The sequence below is a fragment of the Tateyamaria omphalii genome (assembly GCF_014651375.1).
In the GTDB taxonomy this organism is placed as follows: Bacteria; Pseudomonadota; Alphaproteobacteria; order Rhodobacterales; family Rhodobacteraceae; genus Tateyamaria; species Tateyamaria omphalii.
This window is the reverse complement of the sequence record NZ_BMWT01000002.1, coordinates 622,115-639,397: the sequence shown is the minus strand read 5'-3', so window position 1 is coordinate 639,397 and position 17,283 is coordinate 622,115. Positions and strand designations below refer to the sequence as shown.

Genomic DNA, 17,283 nt, shown 5'->3' with positions numbered 1-17,283 from the left:
TGCATATTCCACGCAATGTCGCAACTAAAACGGGACAAAAGCCGGGAATGGACTGAAATCCCGTCGCATAATCAGGCATTTGCTGTGCTGCGTGAGTTACTGACGTCAGATTGGGCCGCAATTGACACACAGATTCCGTGCGCAGGTGCACTGGACGTTTTGCCGGGTTTCAGGGACGATGTTGCGAAGTATTCAGAACGAGGCGCCCTATGTCTGACCCCTGCATTATCTGTGTCGCGATCACCGGCTCGGTCCCCCAGAAATCGGACAACCCTGCAGTGCCGATCTCGGTGCCGGAACAGGTCGAAAGCACCCATGCCGCGTTCGAGGCCGGGGCAAGCATCTGCCACGCCCATGTCCGGAATGATGATGGATCGACAACATCTGATCCTGACAAGTTCGCGCTGTTGAAAGAGGGCGTGGAAAAGCACTGCCCCGGTATGATTGTGCAATTGTCTACCGGAGGGCGGTCCGGGGCAGGTGAGGCGCGCGGCGGAATGCTGCCGTTGCGCCCTGACATGGCGTCGCTATCCGTGGGGTCGAACAATTTTCCGACACGGGTTTACGAGAATCCGCCGGACCTTGTCGAATGGCTTGCGGCCGAGATGATCACCTATGAGGTAAAGCCCGAGATCGAGGCGTTCGATTTGAGCCACATCCTCATCGCAGCCGAGATGCATGCAAAGGGCAAGATCAAGGATACACCCTACATCCAGTTCGTGATGGGGGTGAAGAATGCCATGCCTGCGGATCGGCATGTCTTTGATTTCTATGTGCAAACCGTTCAGCGCCTGTTTCCAGATGCGCCGTGGTGCGCGGCGGGGATCGGGGCGAACCAGATCGTGTTGAACGAGTGGGCGGTGGCTGCTGGCGGGCATGCGCGCACCGGGCTTGAGGATAATGTGCGTCTCGACAAACACACGTTGGCACCCTCGAACGCGGCGTTGGTCGAGCGGTTGGTCGATGTCTGCGCCGAGCATGACCGCCCGGTTGCGACCCCAACGCAGACCCGTGCAATCCTTGGTTTGCGGGCCGCATGATCAAATTGCCCTAGCGTCACGTCGGTGACCCGGTGGACACGGTCCGGTTGATCCGCCACCCTGCCTCTAATCAGGAGGAGATCATCATGGACATGTCATTCACGCTACGCCCCGAGAATCGCGACCTTCTGGACCGGGTGGCCACCATGATCCGGGACGAGATCATGCCGCTCGAAGAGGAATACGCCGGTGAAGTCGCCAAGGGCGACCGGTGGCAATACACGGATCGACAGACCGAAATTCTGGAAGGGTTGAAGGCCAAGGCCAAAGCGGCGGGGCTTTGGAATTTCTGGCTGACCGACAGCGACAAGGGCTTTGGCCTGTCCACCGTGGAATACGCCCATTTCGCCGAGGAGATGGGCAAGACGCCTCTTGGAGCTGAGGTCTTCAATTGCTCGGCCCCCGACACCGGAAACATGGAGGTATTCGAGCGCTACGGCACCGACAAGATGAAAGCCGACTGGCTGGCGCCTCTGCTCGAGGGGAAAATCCGCTCAGCCTATCTGATGACGGAGCCCGATGTGGCCTCGTCAGACGCCACCAACATTTCGATGTCCTGCGTGCGTGATGGCGACGACTACGTACTGAACGGCGAAAAATATTGGGCCTCCGGTGCGGGGGACCCGCGCTGCAAGGTTTACATCGTCATGGTGAAAACGGGTGGTGACGACCTGCCTAAGCACAAGCGCCAGTCGATGATCGTTGTCCCCGCGGGGACAGACGGGATCGAGGTGTTGCGCCCGATGATGGTTTACGGCCATGACGATGCACCGCACGGGCACATGCACATCCGCTTTACGAACGTCCGCGTGCCTGCCGAAAACATCCTTCTGGGCGAAGGACGGGGGTTCGAGATTGCCCAAGGTCGCCTTGGGCCGGGCCGCATCCACCACTGCATGCGGGCCATCGGGCAGGCCGAAGCGGCATTGGAGTTGATGTGCAAACGGTCGCTGTCCAAAGAAGCCTTTGGCAAGCCGCTGGCGCAACTCGGTGCAAACTATGACATCATCGCCGAATGCCGGATGGAAATCGAGATGGCGCGGCTTTTGTGCCTTAAGGCCGCGTGGATGATGGACCAGGGCGATGCGCGTGCCGCGGCCCCATGGATCAGCCAGATCAAGGTGATCGCCCCGCGTGTCTCGCTCAAGGTCATTGACGAGGCTGTGCAAATGCATGGCGGGCAGGGGATCAGTCAGGATACGCCTCTGGCCATTGCATGGACCCATCAACGCACGTTGCGCCTTGCTGACGGGCCTGATGCCGTGCACCGCCGTCAGGTGGCTCGCGCCGAGCTGAAGAAATACACGCAACAGCCAATGTGATTGCCAAAGTCGTGCAGTCGTCTGCATGAACAGGCCGAGTTGCACAAAATAACTTGCCACAAGGCCAAGTCTTGGCCCTAGTGAAGACATGAAGGATCATGTCCCAAGCACAGAGCCGTTGCGCCCGCCGGAAACGGTGATGCGCCTTGCGCGTATGGGACAAATGATGCCCACACGGCTGAGCTTTTTGCGCGTGCTTGTCCGCCGCTTGTGCACGGAACGGGCCAAGGTCCGACGCATTCATTGGGTCATGTCGGCGGAAGGCCATGGTCAGGCCGCCTACGCCGTGGATCTGGGTGGGCACACCTATTCACTGGTCGCGATTTCGAATGATCTGCCTGCAGACCAACGCAGTGACCGGGTGATCGCAACCGCATGGGACGCCGCCTTTGTCCTGTTTGACGGGGTTGCGTCACCGGATGACATTGCCCGCATTGCAGGGCAGGCCCCAAAGCAGGAGGCAGGCAGGTTCAGTCCGCGTGACCTCGTGCTCAGCCGTGCCAACAAATCCGTACGCATGTGGGACGCAATCGTTGCAGCCCTGCGGGCAGGGGCGCAGCCCGACCTCAGGATGGTTTGCGACATCGGTTACCTGATGCGAACGACTGCGGTTTATGGAAATGGCAAGTTCGGGATTGCAGATCGCTCGCTGATTGCAGATCGCCCCGGGCTTGAAGGTCCCTTCGCTGCCGAGATGCTAACTGTGTACCTGATCCGTCACTTCACGCTTGATCTGGTGCAGCATGTGGGCGGCGGCACCCTTGATCCAGACCTTGCGCGCCATATCGGCATTGGCAATGCGACCGGGCTGGGCATGGCGCCTTTCCTGGTCAACCACCCGGTCCTGCTGCACAATTGGATGCAGGCCCGCGAAACGGCTCTGGCTCGTGTGTTGGCGCGCGAGACGATGACCGAAGCGCAGGGCGCGCGATTGAGAACGCTGGCACGGCGGGCACAGCACCATTTGGCGGATTGGATTGTACCGGCTGAGGATCACAACGACATCCTGCGGCAGCTGGAGTCCGACTGGGCGTCTTTTCTACCCCATTTTGATACCGTGCCCGCGAACAGACCCTTTGCAGCGCTGTGGCACGCGGCGGCAGATGAAAGTGAAACGCTGCAGGAACTGTTGGCCTCTATACTGATCGAAATCTGCCCCGAAGATGTGGATGACCTGGCGCAAGATATGGGGGATCGGTTCGGGCCTTTGATTGTGCCTTTTGCGGACACCGAAGCACTCAAGATGGCCATCGAAACCAAATGGGGCTGGGCGCTTGCGCATGATTATGAGGACGCCGATCAATGTCGGCGGTTCTGGTATGTGAGCGAGGCCAAGCTGGAACCGCGACTGGGCGATCGTTTTGCCGAGCCGGGGGCTGAGTTGGAAACCCCTTTGGATATCGCCCGCCGGGTTGCACAGCTTTATGCCGATCTCACGAATGGCGCGGTGCCGGTGTCGGAATTCACGAAACAACATCCCGATCACGCCCATGCCATCAATCGGGTTGCCCTTCTACACCGCTATTCTTACGCAGAAATCCGCGACAATCTTATTGCTGCGACCTGTCGCCCCATTGATATGCTGCGGTGCAAGCTCAGTTTCTTTGGTGCGACAAAGTTCGATCCAAAGTCCGACCTGTGGACCCGCATCACGCTGGCTCAGGGGGCGCCTTTAGGGGATGAACTGCGTCCCGAGATGGATGATTGGTGGCTTCCGGCGATGGAGCGATGAAAATGTCATGGACCGAAGTGCAGACGCTGGGGGTTAAAGCCGCCAGCGGAGCGGGGGTGCCGCCCGCCCAGGCGCTCGCCTTTGGTGCAATGTTGGCCCGCCATATCGCTGATGAAGGTCCGCAGGGCGCTGTTGCCGCTGCCTTGTCTAAGCCCGAGAGCATTGTTGCCTTGGCGCACCGGGTTGAAACGATTGTCGAAGCGGCGTCGGTGACGGCCAAACCCGTCGATGCAAGGGAAGAAGATGCTGGCACCCGCGCTATGCTGGTCAGTTGGCTGTCGGCTTTGCCCTGCAAGGCGGAACTGGATATCGCAGGGCCGAAGGTCCGGGTCAGCCTTTCACTGTCCGAACCCAGCGCGCGGGGACGGCCAGAGCGACTGCACCTTGATGCTTCGCTTTCCGAGCAGTTGAATGCCCTCGCGGCGAAGACATATGTGCCCGACAGCGACGCTTCGCGATCCGGCGGCGCAGGTGCCGGGCTGATGGAACTGGACTAGGCGAACGGATTTTCCGGGTAGCCGACACCGGCCAGATACAACCCGTCCGGAGGGCAGACCGGCCCACAAGCCGCGCGATCGCACGCCTCAAGCGCATGTTTGACGTCATCCGGGTGCCAAGCCCCGGCCCCCACACGCTCCAACGTCCCGACAAAGCTGCGCACCTGGTTGTGGAGAAAGGATCGCGCCCGCACATCGAAATGAACCTCGGGGCCGTGTACGCCCTCCACATGGGAGACATCCAATCGGTCCAGCGTTTTCAATGGGCTGTCTGCCTGACAGATGGACGAGCGGAAGGTGGTGAAGTCATGCCGCCCGATCAGATGGTCGGCTCCGGCCTGCATGGCATCGGCGTCTAACGGGTTGTTCACCCGCCACACCAACCCGCGCAAGTGTGTCGCCGGTGCGCGGCGCATCAGGATGCGAAAGAGGTAACGGCGTTCCATGGCCGAGAAACGTGCGTGCCAATCATCCGCAACCTTGGCGCATGCGATGATCGCAACCGGATGCGGTTTGAGATGGTGGTTGAGCGCCTCGGACAGCCGGAACGGGTCCCAGTCCTTTTCCATATCGCAATGCGCAACCTGTGCCAGACCATGCACGCCCGCGTCGGTGCGGCCTGCGGCGGCGATGGTGTGATCGCGTGGCTCCAGCTTGGCCAGTGCCGCTTCGATTGCGCCCTGCACTGACGGTTGATCTGCTTGCCTTTGCCAACCAGCAAACGGACCACCATGATATTCGACTTTCAAAGCATAGCGCGGCATGACGGCGGACCTATCCCCAAACCGGTTACTGCGCAACGGCGTGCAATGGGTCCTGTCTTCCCTGTTTCCAAAAAATCCCCGCCGGAGGCTCCCGCACTGGCACCCTATGCGACACTGAACTGGTACGAGACCGTGCAACACCTTACATAGTCGACAAGACATGAAGGGGGCCGCACGTGGTTCTAACGACAATTGCCGATGGCGTGCTGGATGTGGCCCAAGGCATATATGACACCGGCGCGGACCTGTTTGGCGATACGACAATTCGGTTGGGCGTGACCGGACTGGCCCGATCCGGCAAGACGGTTTTCATCACATCACTGGTCGCGAACCTGCTGGATCAGGGGCGTATGCCGCATCTGCTGGCTGCCAGCGAAGGACGGATCGCGGCCTCATACCTGCAACCGCAACCCGACGATACGGTACCGCGCTTCGATTACGAGGCGCATATGGGCGCGCTGGCGGGCAGCCCACCCAGCTGGCCTGATAGCACACGTGCTGTCAGTGAGTTACGGGTATCGCTGAGGGTCAAACCAAACGGTTTGCTGGCGGGGTTGCAGGGGCACCGGACCGTGCATCTGGATATCATTGATTATCCGGGCGAATGGCTGTTGGACCTAGGGCTTCTCGATCAAAGTTATGAGGAGTGGTCAGCCTCCGTGCTTGCACGTCTTCAGGACCGCGACAGCGCCGTTGCGTTTCGTGCGGTGCTCAATTCGGTTGATGGTGCCGCCAAGCTGGACGAAGTGCAGGCCAAGACAGTGGCCGCCGCGTTCACCGAATACCTGCACGCGGCCCGTGCCGAGGGCTACTATGACTGCACACCGGGCCGGTTCCTGCTGCCCGGGGACCTAGCCGGCTCCCCCGTGCTGACCTTTGCACCGCTACCGCCCGGGGATGCCCCGCGGCGGTCACTGCGCCGCGAATTGGCACGGCGCTTTGAAGCTTACAAGTCGCAGGTCGTGCGCCCGTTCTTTCGCGATCACTTTGCACGCATCGACAGACAGGTTGTGCTGGTCGACGCGCTGGGTGCCATTCACAACGGTCCCGCCGCAGTTGAGGATATGCGCGCAGCCATGTCCGAAATTCTGTCGGCCTTCCGTCCCGGCAAAAACGTTTTCCTGAGCCAATTGTTCCGGGGCAAGCGGGTGGAGAAAATCCTGTTCGCCGCGACCAAGGCCGACCATCTGCATCACAGCCAACACGCCCGTCTGACAGCTATAATGGAGGCGTTGACCCGCGAAGCACGAGACCGTGCGCGTTTTGCCGGGGCCGACACACAGGCGCTCGCACTTGCCGCGCTGCGCGCCACGACCGAAGACACGGTTCAGCATGATGGCGATCCACTTGACGTTGTCAGGGGCACGTTGCTAGACACCGGCAAACAGGCGGCGTTCTACCCCGGCGCACTGCCGGATGATCCGGCTCATATCCTGTCTCCGGCTGCAAACGGAGCGCAGGATTGGTTGGACGGTGACTATAAGGTGATGCGATTTGCACCGGCGCCCCTGACCCTGCGCCCGGGCGACGGCCCGCCCCATATCCGGCTCGACCGCGCAGCACAGTTCCTTTTCGGAGACAAGCTGTGAACACGTTTCTCCGAGCGGCGCAGCCGACAGATGCGGGCGCAGTGGGTGCGATCCTGTCGGGTTTCATCGATGGCACGGACTGGATGCCACGCATCCACACCCGGGCCGAAGATCTGTCTTTTGCAGGGCACATGATCGAACAGGGCTGGGTCACCGTGGCCGAAAGACATGATCAGGTGTGTGCCTTTTCCGCCCGGAACGGGGCAGATGTGCATGCGCTTTATGTCGGCGAAGGCGCGCAGGGGCAGGGGGTTGGCGCGGACCTGCTGGCGCAGATGCAGCAAGCGACGGATCATCTGAGACTCTGGACCTTTCAGGCAAATAAAGGCGCGCAGCGGTTTTATCTGCGGCATGGCTTTGTCGAGATTGAGCGGACGGACGGTGCCCGCAATGACGAAGGTTTGCCTGACATCCGCTACGACTGGCATAGAGGGACAACGTGATGGCCAAGGGCCCCGTACTGATCGAGATCGAGGATGAAGCGGCGCCCAAGGTGGCGGATGCCCCACCTGTGCCGGACACCATTCCGTTGGCAGCCCCACGTGGCGAAGCCATGCAGAGGGTCGCGCGTGTGGCTGCGCGCAAACCATCGCGGATTGGGCGATTGTTTTGGGGGCTGGCCGGTGCATTGCTGACGGCTGTTCTTAGTGCGGCTGCATGGGATTTTGTGACGGGCTGGATTGCGCGGGCGCCGATCGTGGGCTGGGCCTTTACCGGGCTCCTTTGCGCCTTTCTCGTCACCTTGCTTGTCATTTGTCTACGCGAACTGGCGGCGCTTCGACGGCTTGCGCGGCTTGACGGGCTGCGCCACGCGGCAGCACAGGCGATTGAACAGAATGATCTGTCCGCAGCGCGCGCGGTGGTTGATCGGCTGGATGTGTTGTACCGGGCCCGCCCTGACGCAGAGTGGGGACGCGCGCGACTGACGGAATTGCGTGGTGATCAGATGGATGCTGCCGGTTTGCTCAAACTGGCGGAAGATACGCTTGTGGCCCCATTGGACAAGGCCGCCGAGCGAGAGGTTGAAGCGGCCGCGCGGCAGGTGGCGACGGTCACTGCGCTTGTTCCGATTGCACTGGCAGATGTGGTTGCGGCGTTGACAGCGAACCTGCGCATGATCCGACGCATTGCCGAGATTTACGGCGGGCGCGGCGGTCTGTTGGGCAGTTGGCGGCTGACCCGCGCTGTGATGGCTCATTTGGTGGCGACGGGTGCAGTTGCGGTCGGTGACGACATGCTGGAACCGGTGTTGGGTGGTTCAATTTTGGGCAAATTATCGCGTCGATTTGGTGAGGGGCTGGTAAATGGCGCTCTCACGGCCCGCGTAGGTGTGGCTGCCATGGAAGTGTGTCGACCACTGACCTATCTCCCCGGTGACAGGCCAAAAGCACGCCGCCTCGTGAAACAGGCGTTGGGCGGCCTATTTCAAAGCCAGAGAGACAAGGGAAACGACTGACAATGGAAACTTTTGCCCCCGACCTTGCCACAATGGTGCGCACGCCGCTGACGGATGAACATGTCGAAGCACTGCGCCGCGTTGGAACCGTTATGGAGGTGAAAGCGGGTGAGCATTTCCAAAGAGCTGGCGAGCGTATTGAGACCTTTCACTATCTTCTAACGGGTGAAACGGAAGCGATAAACTCTTCCACGGGCAAACGATACGGCAATGCCACGTTGGGTCCCGGTCAGTTCTTCGGCGAATTGGCGTTTCTGAATGGTGGTCATGCCTTCATGGGTGGGCGTGCGGTACAGGACACGCAGCTTCTGTGTGTTCCCCGCGATGAGATACTGAAACTCATGTCGGACATTCCAGAGATGTCGGACATTATCATCACGGTTTTTGCCGCGCGTCGTCGTCGCATGCTGGACCTGTCAGAGGGTGGATTAACCCTGATCGGGGGGGAGGTGAACCGGGACGTGCGGCGCATTGCAAGCTTTGCCTCACGCAACCGCATCCCCTTTGTCGAGGTCGAGATTGACAGCGCAGAGGGCAAGGATCTTGCCAACACGTGCAGCATTGATCGCGCGCATCCGGCGGTGGTTTTTGCCAAGCACCAGGTGATTGATCCACCCACCCCGCGCGGTGTGGCTGCGACGCTGGGCCTTGATATGAGCTTGCGCAAGGAAGATGTCTATGACGTGGCCGTCGTGGGCGGTGGGCCTGCCGGCGTGGCCGCTGGCGTTTACGCCGGGGCCGAAGGTCTGTGCGCCGTGGTGCTTGAGGATTTGGCCATCGGCGGACAGGCGGGCACCTCAAGCAGGATAGAGAACTACATGGGTTTTCCCACCGGCATCTCGGGCGGCGATCTTGTGGGGCGAGGCGAGGTGCAGGCGATGAAGTTCGGCACACGCTTTGCCGTGCCCGTGCGTGCGACCGAGTTGATGCAATGCGAAAAGCATCTGTTTCATATCAAATTGGACAATGAGGACTGGGTGTCGGCGAAGGCTCTGGTCGTGGCCACCGGTGTGCAGTACCGTCGCTTGCCGCTGGATCGTCTGGAAGAGCTTGAAGGCAACGGGGTCTACTATGCCGCCACCGATGTAGAGGCGCGCTATTGCAAAGACGCCGAGGTTGCCGTGATCGGCGGCGGCAATTCGGCAGGACAGGCCGCGATGTTCCTGGCGCGGACGGCGAAGCACGTTCATGTGCTGGTCCGTGGTGAAACCCTGTCGTCCTCAATGTCGGACTACCTGTTGCAACGTCTTGAAAGCCACCCGAGGATCACCATCCATTTGTGTACTGAGGTCAGGGCTTTACATGGTGAAGATCGCCTTGATGCCATTGCCATCCACGACCGGCGCGGGGGCCAAAGCTGGCAATTGAACACCAAAGCGCTGTTCATCATGGTCGGGGCCGCACCGAATACCAAGTGGCTGTCGGATCTGGTCGAGTTGGACGACAGGGGCTTTGTCAAAACTGGACAGGATGTGGGCGCTGTCACTGGTTATGAAACCTCGCGTCCCGGCATTTTTGCGGTCGGCGATGTCCGCGCTGGTTCTGTCAAAAGGGTGGCAAGTGCGGTGGGTGAAGGATCGGTTGTGATGTCCGCAGTTTGGGCGCATATCGCGGACGTCTGACACCGCGGCGTACCATGGTGCTGCAAGGCCGCGCTGCAAAGGTCTGGAAATCCTTGCCTTTTGTCTGAGATGACTGTGGTCTATCCTCGCGCCAAAGTGCGTGCGAGGGATGGATATGGAAGGGATGCTTGTCCTAGGAGGCTTGATAATCCTCGCGATTCCGATTGCGGTTATCTACCTCTTGGTCACGGTTAGCGGCCTGCGCGGTCGGATCGCCGAGCTGGAAAAGGTGCTGGCCGGACGGTCGCCTGACACACCAACCGCAGCCAAGGTAAGTGCCGCACAAACAGGGCCTTCGCCATGGGAGGCGTCCGAAAAGGTCGCTGACCCATCTGAGGAGGAAGCCGCAGCACCCGCGGACCCCGAAGCCAAGCCATCCGAACCAGCCGCTGCGCGCGTCGTTGCACAACGAAAGGCAGGGGAGCCTCCTAAGCCAGCAGAACCTGCCGGACCAACGCCATTGCAACGGTTCGCATCCTGGCTGACCGCCAACTGGTTTTATGCGGTATCCGCAGTCTCGCTGGCTCTTGCTGGTCTTTTCCTTGTGCAATACGGGATCGAAAACGACCTGTTCCCGCCCACCGCCCGCGTGCTTGCCGCCCTCGCCTTTGGTGGGGCGTTGATCGTCGCAGGCGAAGTGATCCGGCGCCGGTTCGGGGACAGCCCCGATGCGACCACGGCCTATATTCCATCGGTGTTCTCGGGGGCGGGACTTGTGTCACTGTTCGGCGGTATTGCCGCCGCGCGGTTGCTTTATGAACTGATCGGGGTCGAGGTTGCGTTTGCCGGTATGGCCGCGGTTGGGCTTTTGGGTGTTGGGTTGGGCTGGCTGAACGGCCCGCTCTTGGCCGCTGTCGGGGTAATTGGTGCGTTCACGGCCCCGCTTCTGGTGGGCAGCACGGTGCCTGCGACCCCCTGGCTCTACGTTTACTTTGGTGTCACTGCCGCCGTCGGGTTGGGGATTGATACGATCCGACGCTGGGCTTGGGTATCGGTGCTGAGTGTTGGTCTGGGCTTTGCAATGGGTTGGTTGACCGTCTTGAGCGGTGACGACTCCATGGTGTTGGGGTTCCAGGTCTATGTCTCGATCCTCGCGGTGTTGGCGATCCTCGTCCCGGCGCGGTCGTTCCGGCCTGATCATGGCGGCACCCTAGTTTCGGTATTTTTGATGGACCTAAAGGGTGACCGACCTGCATTTCCAACATTGCTGGCTCTTGCAGCGGTGGTTGTCACGTCAGCCTCGATCGTTTGGAGCGCGGGTGCGGGGGCCGAACCATTTTGGATGGCCGTCGTTATCCTCGTGATCTTTGCGATCGCGATTGTCTACTGGACGCTGTCCGCACCTGCGCTGCAGGAACTGGTGTTGCTTCCGGTTGCGGCAATCATTGCTGTGATCGCGATTGAAGGGGTTGAATTGGGGCCCGTCATCACTGCGTTCCTGACGAACTACGACATAAACCCGGAGGCTGACTTCCCGCTTGCCATCTCGCTTCTCTGGGGTGTTGGAATGGTGCTCAGTGTCGTTGCAGCGCAAAGAGCGATGCGCCCGGGGCTGTCCCTCGCCTGGGGGATGGGCGGTGCGTTGGTCGCGCCGGTGCTTGCGGTCGTCCTAGAACTGACATGGAGGCCCGCCGAAACAATCGGTGCATATCCTTGGGCTCTTCATGCCATCGTCATGGCAGCCATGATGGTCAGCTTTGCCCTGCGTTTTGCCCGCGTGGACGCGCCGGATCGAACACGGACGTCCATATTTGTCTTGTCGGCGTTGGCGTCGATCACCTTCGCTCTTGTTTTGATCCTGTCACTGGCCGCGCTGACTGTTGCGCTTGCAGTGACTGTGTTGGTTGCCGCCTGGCTGGATCGGCAGTTCAAATTGCCACTTATGCAAGTGTTCATCGCCATTGGCGTTGCGGCGGTCGGTGCGCGCTTGGTCGGCGATCCGGGATTGTTTTGGGCGCTGGACGCACCGCTTTGGGAAATGGTGCTGGCCTATGCCGGTTCACTGGCGGCCTTTGTCGCGGCAATGGCGTTGTTGCGCGGGATGGTACGAAAAACAGCAACCCTCATCTTGGACACGGCGGCGTGGTCGACGGGAGGGATGTTGGTGTCGTTGCTGCTCATCCGGTTCCTCGATGACGTGCTGCCCGGCCACCACACCGACAGCCACTGGGCTATGGGCCTGTTTGCCGTCATCTGGCTGGGCCTGATGCTGGTACAGCTTCTGCGCATCGAAGGGTTGGGTGGTATCCTGGCCTTTGTTCGTGGTGGGTTGGCGCTTGTGTTTGGTTTGATCGGGTTTGGCGCATTGGGGCTTGGTTTGACCATTCTATCGCCTCTTCTGAGTACATGGGGTGACGACGTTGCAGGGCCCCCTGTAGTGAACACGCTGATCCCGGCCTATCTTCTTCCCGCGCTTCTTCTTGGTTTTGGTGTGTGGCGCTTGCGGCATCAGGTGTTGCGTTGGGGGCTGGGAACCGTGGCGGTCGGCGTCGCGGTTTATTGGGCCTTTGCGACTGTGCGCCACCTTTGGCAAGGCGCGCAGGGGATGGAATTGGACAATGGCTTCCTGCAACCCGAGCTTTACAGCTACACGGTGGCAATCCTGCTGACCGGTGCCGTGCTGTTCTATCAATCGCTTGCCCGCAACGCGACGGCCCTGCGTCGTGCGGGACTGGCTGTGATTGGTCTGGCGGTGGCCAAGGTGTTCCTGATCGACATTTCCGGGCTGGAAGGGCTGACGCGCGTGTTGTCCCTTGTGGTTCTGGGCCTGTCGCTGTCCGGGCTCGCGTGGCTCAATCGTTGGGCGCAGAGCAAATCCGCACCCGTGGACTAGCGCAGCGGATCACCTTTCGGGAAGGCTGGCAACAACGTGCCGCAAACCAAGTGGGACAGGATGCGCGGCACCGGTGGGATCATCGATACCGGAAACAACACCCTGTCACGCAAGACCGGCAACCAACGGCTGTCGGATTGGTATTGCGGCGTGAAGGCCCAACTCATCGTCTGGTAAGCGCGCACATGCCAGCGCCTTGCCTTGGCATAGGCGGGCAGGGCGGCTTTCGGGCCGTGCGCTTCAATGGCCCGGGCCAGTGCATATGCGTCCAGCAACGCCATGTTAGCGCCTTGGCCCAGTTGCGGGCTGGCGCGATGCGCGGAGTCCCCGATATGCACCACGCCGGGCCTGTAAGGCACCCTGAGTGTGCCATGTGCATACCTCGCCATGGTCAGTTGATCGGGATCAGTGATCTGATCGGCAAAGGCCGCAAAAGCTGGCCACAGCGCGGATGCCTGTTCCTTCCACGCGTCCAGACCCGCGGCGCGCCACGCGGCGTACCCATCACGAGGCAAAGACCAGAAGATCGCCGCCATCGGCCCAGTTGCACCGGGTGGTACGCCAATGGGCAGCACACCCACCATGTTGCTGGCCTTGCGGTAGCTCTGGCGCAAATGGTCCAATGGAAGCTCGGTACCATCGGGCCAAGCCACGTTGGCCCACAACGCGCCGTAGGACAGCTGGACAGAGCGGATCGGTGTCACCGGGGAACGTGCACCAAGCGCGTCGATGACCAGATCGAAACCTGCCGCTTTCTCCCCGCCCTCAAGGTCTAGACATCCGTCGCCTGCACCGATCACCTTGGCCTTTAAGCGCATCGTAGCGCCTTCGGCGGTGGCTTTGTCCCAAAGCGCTGAAAACAGGGCGTTGCGATGCAGGGCAAGCCCGAAGTTGTTGCCTTTGCGCCGGTCATACCAAACATCAAGAACACGCCGGCCGTTGTCTGCCTCATGGCCCAGCATCCGGGTCACGCGGTTGCCCGTCGCCACCACCTGATCGAGCACCCCGCACGCCCCCAGAACCGCTTGCCCGACAGGTTGAATGACCAGCCCTGATCCCACCGGTTCGGGTGCACTAAACTGGTCGAAAACAGTCACCTCAACGCCGCGCTGACGCAGCAGGATGGCCGCGGCCAACCCGCCGATACCGGCCCCTGCAATTGCGATCTTCATGTCCCGTTCCGTTCTGACGCGTGTTTGCGTCACCGTAGGCATTTGTGCTTTACGTGAAATGAGGCATCTTGGCCCACTGGACGCCTCGACAGCCCACGCCTATAAGGCGGCCATGATGCACACGATCATCATTCTGCGAATTATATCCCCGGCGCTCTGACCAACCACTGAGACGCCGGGTAAAGGTGCTTGAGACCACTCGCGCCGCACCTCTCCGTTTTGCAAGATATATGACCGACAAAGGACGCCACCCATGTGCGCCGACACGCCTGAATACAAACACACCCTCAACCTGCCCAAGACCGACTTTCCGATGCGTGCAGGGCTGCCCAAGCGCGAGCCCGGATGGTTGGAACGTTGGGCGCGGATCGGGGTCTATAACCGCCTGCGCGAGAAAGCTGACCTCGCCCGAAAGGGGACCGGACAAGAAAAGGTGCGGGAGCCCTTCACGCTGCATGATGGCCCTCCTTATGCGAACGGCCACCTGCATATCGGACACGCGTTGAACAAGACGATCAAGGACATGATCGTGCGCAGCCACCAGATGATGGGCCGCGACGCGCGCTACATCCCCGGTTGGGACTGCCACGGCCTGCCCATCGAATGGAAGATCGAGGAACAGTACCGCAAGAAGGGTCGGGACAAGGATCAGGTGCCGATCAATGAGTTCCGTGCCGAGTGCCGGGACTTTGCTGCGGGCTGGGTCGACATCCAGCGCGAAGAATTCAAGCGGCTGGGCATCACCGGCAATTGGGACGAACCCTACCTGACCATGGATTTCCACGCCGAGCGTGTGATTGCGGAGGAGTTCATGAAGTTTCTGATGAACGGCACACTCTATCAGGGATCAAAGCCCGTGATGTGGTCGCCGGTTGAGCAAACGGCTCTGGCCGAGGCGGAGGTCGAGTACCACGACAAGGACAGCTTCACGATCTGGGTGAAGTTCAAAGTCGTCGCCGGGCAAGATCTGCCAGCGGTTACGCTTGAGGATACCAAAGGCCATGTCGCGCCGCTGGGCGACCTAGAAGGTGCTCAAGTGGTGATCTGGACCACGACGCCATGGACAATGCCGTCGAACAAAGCCGTCGTTTATGGCCCTGACATCTCCTACGGCCTTTACGAAGTTACGGGCCGCCCTGAAGAGTGCTGGGCAAATATCGGTGATCGCTACATCCTTGCCGATAACCTCGCATCGGACGTTCTGGGCCGCGCGCGGCTTGAGGACACGATGTACCGCCGCCTGCGCGATGTGACTGCTGATGAGTTGAGCCATGTACGGCTGACTCACCCTCTCAAAGGGGCTGAGGACGCAAACGGCGAATGGGACGATATCCGCGACTTCCGCGCTGCCGACTTTGTCACTGACACCGAAGGCACCGGTTTCGTACATTGCGCGCCGTCCCACGGCATGGACGAATACGAGCTCTACCGTGAACTGGGCATGCTCGAGCAGGTCATCACCTACAACGTGAACCCCGACGGGAGGTTCCGCGATGATCTGCCGTTCTTCGGCGGCAAGGCGATCTTGAAACCCAACGGGAAAGAGGGCAACGCCAACGCGGCTGTCATCGACAAGCTGGCCGAAGTGGGCGGGCTATTGGCCCGCGGCAAGATCAAGCACAGTTACCCGCATTCCTGGCGGTCGAAAGCGCCAGTGATCTACCGCAACACACCACAATGGTTTGCCGCGATCGACAAGCCGGTGGGCGATGGGCAGGACACGCATGGCACCACGATCCGCGAACGCGCGCTGACCGAAATCGACAACGTCAACTGGACGCCCAAATCAGGCCGTAACCGTCTGCATTCGATGATGGAGGCGCGCCCCGACTGGGTGCTGTCGCGTCAACGCGCGTGGGGTGTGCCGCTGACCTGCTTCACCAAGAAGGGCGCGCTGCCCACGGATGAAGATTTCCTGCTGCGCAACCCGCAGGTCAACCGCCGCATCACTTCCGCGTTCGAAGCGGAAGGCGCTGATGCGTGGTACGACGAGGATGCCAAGCAGCGTTTCCTCGAGGGGATCGTGAACCCTGACGATTATGAGCAGGTGACCGACATCCTTGATGTGTGGTTTGACTCAGGGTCCACCCACGCCTTTGTCCTGCGCGACCGCGCGGATGGGACCGAGGATGGCGTGGCGGATGTCTACATGGAAGGCACCGACCAGCACCGGGGCTGGTTCCACTCGTCCTTGCTGCAATCGGTCGGCACGACGGGTCACGCGCCTTACCGCAACGTGGTGACGCATGGCATGACGCTCGACGAAAAGGGCTTCAAGATGTCGAAGTCCATCGGCAACACCATCGTGCCCGAGGAAGTGGTCAAGCAATACGGGGCCGACATCCTGCGGCTCTGGGTGGCGCAGACGGATTACACCGCCGATCAGCGGATCGGGCCGGAGATCCTGAAAGGAGTGGCCGACAGCTATCGTCGTTTGCGCAACACGATGCGGTTCATGCTGGGGTCATTATCGGACTTCACCGAGGCGGATCGCACGGACCCCGCAGACATGCCGGAACTGGAACGCTGGGTGCTGCACCGTTTGGCCGAACTGGACCAGACTGTGCGCGAAGGCTACGCCGCGTTCGATTTCCAGCGCGTGTTCTCATCCGTGTTCACTTTCGCAACCGTGGACCTGTCGGCCTACTATTTCGATATTCGCAAGGATGCGCTGTACTGCGACGGTGATACGCCCGAACGGCGTGCGGCGCGTACGGTGCTTGATCTGCTTTATCACCGGTTGACTACATGGCTGGCCCCGATCCTCGTCTTCACGATGGAAGAGGTGTGGCTTGAGCGGTATCCGAGCGATGAAAGTTCTGTTCACCTAACTGACATTCCCGAAACATCCGCCGCGTGGCGCGACGAAGCATTGGCCGCAAAGTGGGCGGGGGTGCGTAGCGCGCGCCGTGTGGTGACGGCGGCTCTGGAAATCCAGCGGACCGATAAGGTCATTGGTGCATCGCTTGAAGCGGCCCCGGTTGTCTATATCGAGGATGCAGAGCTTGCTGCATCTCTGACCACGTTGCCCTTTGCTGACATCTGCATCACATCGCAGATCAACGTGACAACGGACGCAGCGCCGTCAGACGCATTCCGGTTGCCTGAGGTGCCCGGCGTGGCGGTGGTCTTTGCCAAGGCAGAGGGCACGAAATGCGCCCGCTGTTGGAAAGTGCTGCCCGATGTGGGCACGCATAGCCACGAGGGTGTCTGTGGACGCTGCGAGGACGCCCTGGGCTGAGCTGAGGCCTATTGT

The 17,283-nt window shown here is 60.7% G+C and carries 12 protein-coding genes; 10 read left to right on the top strand and 2 right to left on the bottom strand.

Annotation, left to right across the window (positions count from 1 at the left end; translation table 11 throughout):
- Positions 1 to 209: 209 nt before the first annotated feature.
- From IE087_RS08705 to IE087_RS08690, 4 genes are all read left to right on the top strand, one after another.
- Positions 210 to 1,040: a 3-oxoadipate:acetyl-CoA acetyltransferase gene (locus IE087_RS08705; RefSeq protein WP_189368920.1), complete on the top strand. Its 831-nt coding sequence runs from the start codon at positions 210 to 212 to the stop codon at positions 1,038 to 1,040.
- Between the two features lie 86 nt (positions 1,041 to 1,126).
- Positions 1,127 to 2,362 carry an acyl-CoA dehydrogenase family protein gene (locus IE087_RS08700; protein ID WP_189368919.1) on the top strand — a complete coding sequence of 412 codons (1,236 nt, stop codon included), beginning with the start codon at positions 1,127 to 1,129 and terminating at the stop codon, positions 2,360 to 2,362.
- Between the two features lie 88 nt (positions 2,363 to 2,450).
- Positions 2,451 to 4,094 carry a hypothetical protein gene (locus IE087_RS08695; protein ID WP_189368918.1) on the top strand — a complete coding sequence of 548 codons (1,644 nt, stop codon included), beginning with the start codon at positions 2,451 to 2,453 and terminating at the stop codon, positions 4,092 to 4,094.
- Positions 4,095 to 4,096: 2 nt separating this feature from the next.
- Positions 4,097 to 4,591 (top strand): hypothetical protein, encoded by a 495-nt coding sequence (locus IE087_RS08690; protein WP_189368917.1) that lies wholly within the window; start codon positions 4,097 to 4,099, stop codon positions 4,589 to 4,591.
- Here the strand turns inward: IE087_RS08690 and truA are convergent.
- A complete protein-coding gene (truA, locus tag IE087_RS08685; RefSeq protein WP_189368916.1) occupies positions 4,588 to 5,355 on the bottom strand; it encodes a tRNA pseudouridine(38-40) synthase TruA in 768 nt (255 codons plus the stop codon). The genes IE087_RS08690 and truA overlap by 4 nt on opposite strands.
- Positions 5,356 to 5,531: 176 nt before the next feature.
- Between truA and IE087_RS08680 the strand changes: the two genes are divergently transcribed.
- The 5 genes from IE087_RS08680 to IE087_RS08660 all read left to right on the top strand — a co-directional run bounded on the left by IE087_RS08680 (position 5,532) and on the right by IE087_RS08660 (position 12,855).
- The gene (locus IE087_RS08680; protein WP_189368915.1) at positions 5,532 to 6,944 is read left to right on the top strand and encodes a YcjX family GTP-binding protein; all 1,413 of its coding nucleotides are present in this window, start codon (positions 5,532 to 5,534) and stop codon (positions 6,942 to 6,944) included.
- Positions 6,941 to 7,387: a GNAT family N-acetyltransferase gene (locus IE087_RS08675; RefSeq protein WP_189368914.1), complete on the top strand. Its 447-nt coding sequence runs from the start codon at positions 6,941 to 6,943 to the stop codon at positions 7,385 to 7,387. Before IE087_RS08680 ends, IE087_RS08675 begins: the two co-directional genes overlap by 4 nt.
- Positions 7,387 to 8,400, top strand: a complete 1,014-nt coding sequence (locus IE087_RS08670) for a YcjF family protein (protein ID WP_189368913.1) — start codon at positions 7,387 to 7,389, stop codon at positions 8,398 to 8,400. The genes IE087_RS08675 and IE087_RS08670 overlap by 1 nt, the downstream gene beginning before the upstream one ends.
- A 2-nt stretch (positions 8,401 to 8,402) precedes the next feature.
- Positions 8,403 to 10,022: an FAD-dependent oxidoreductase gene (locus IE087_RS08665; protein ID WP_189368912.1), complete on the top strand. Its 1,620-nt coding sequence runs from the start codon at positions 8,403 to 8,405 to the stop codon at positions 10,020 to 10,022.
- 115 nt (positions 10,023 to 10,137) lie between these two features.
- Entirely contained in the window at positions 10,138 to 12,855 is a 2,718-nt protein-coding gene (locus IE087_RS08660) for a DUF2339 domain-containing protein (RefSeq protein ID WP_189368911.1), read from the top strand.
- Here IE087_RS08660 and IE087_RS08655 read toward each other — a convergent pair.
- Positions 12,852 to 14,027 (bottom strand): FAD-dependent oxidoreductase, encoded by a 1,176-nt coding sequence (locus IE087_RS08655; RefSeq protein WP_189368910.1) that lies wholly within the window; start codon positions 14,025 to 14,027, stop codon positions 12,852 to 12,854. The two genes, IE087_RS08660 and IE087_RS08655, sit on opposite strands and share 4 nt — an antisense overlap.
- A 253-nt stretch (positions 14,028 to 14,280) precedes the next feature.
- On the opposite strand from IE087_RS08655, the gene ileS reads away from it, so the two are divergent.
- Positions 14,281 to 17,268: an isoleucine--tRNA ligase gene (gene ileS / locus IE087_RS08650; RefSeq protein ID WP_189368909.1), complete on the top strand. Its 2,988-nt coding sequence runs from the start codon at positions 14,281 to 14,283 to the stop codon at positions 17,266 to 17,268.
- The last annotated feature ends 15 nt before the right edge of the window (positions 17,269 to 17,283 follow it).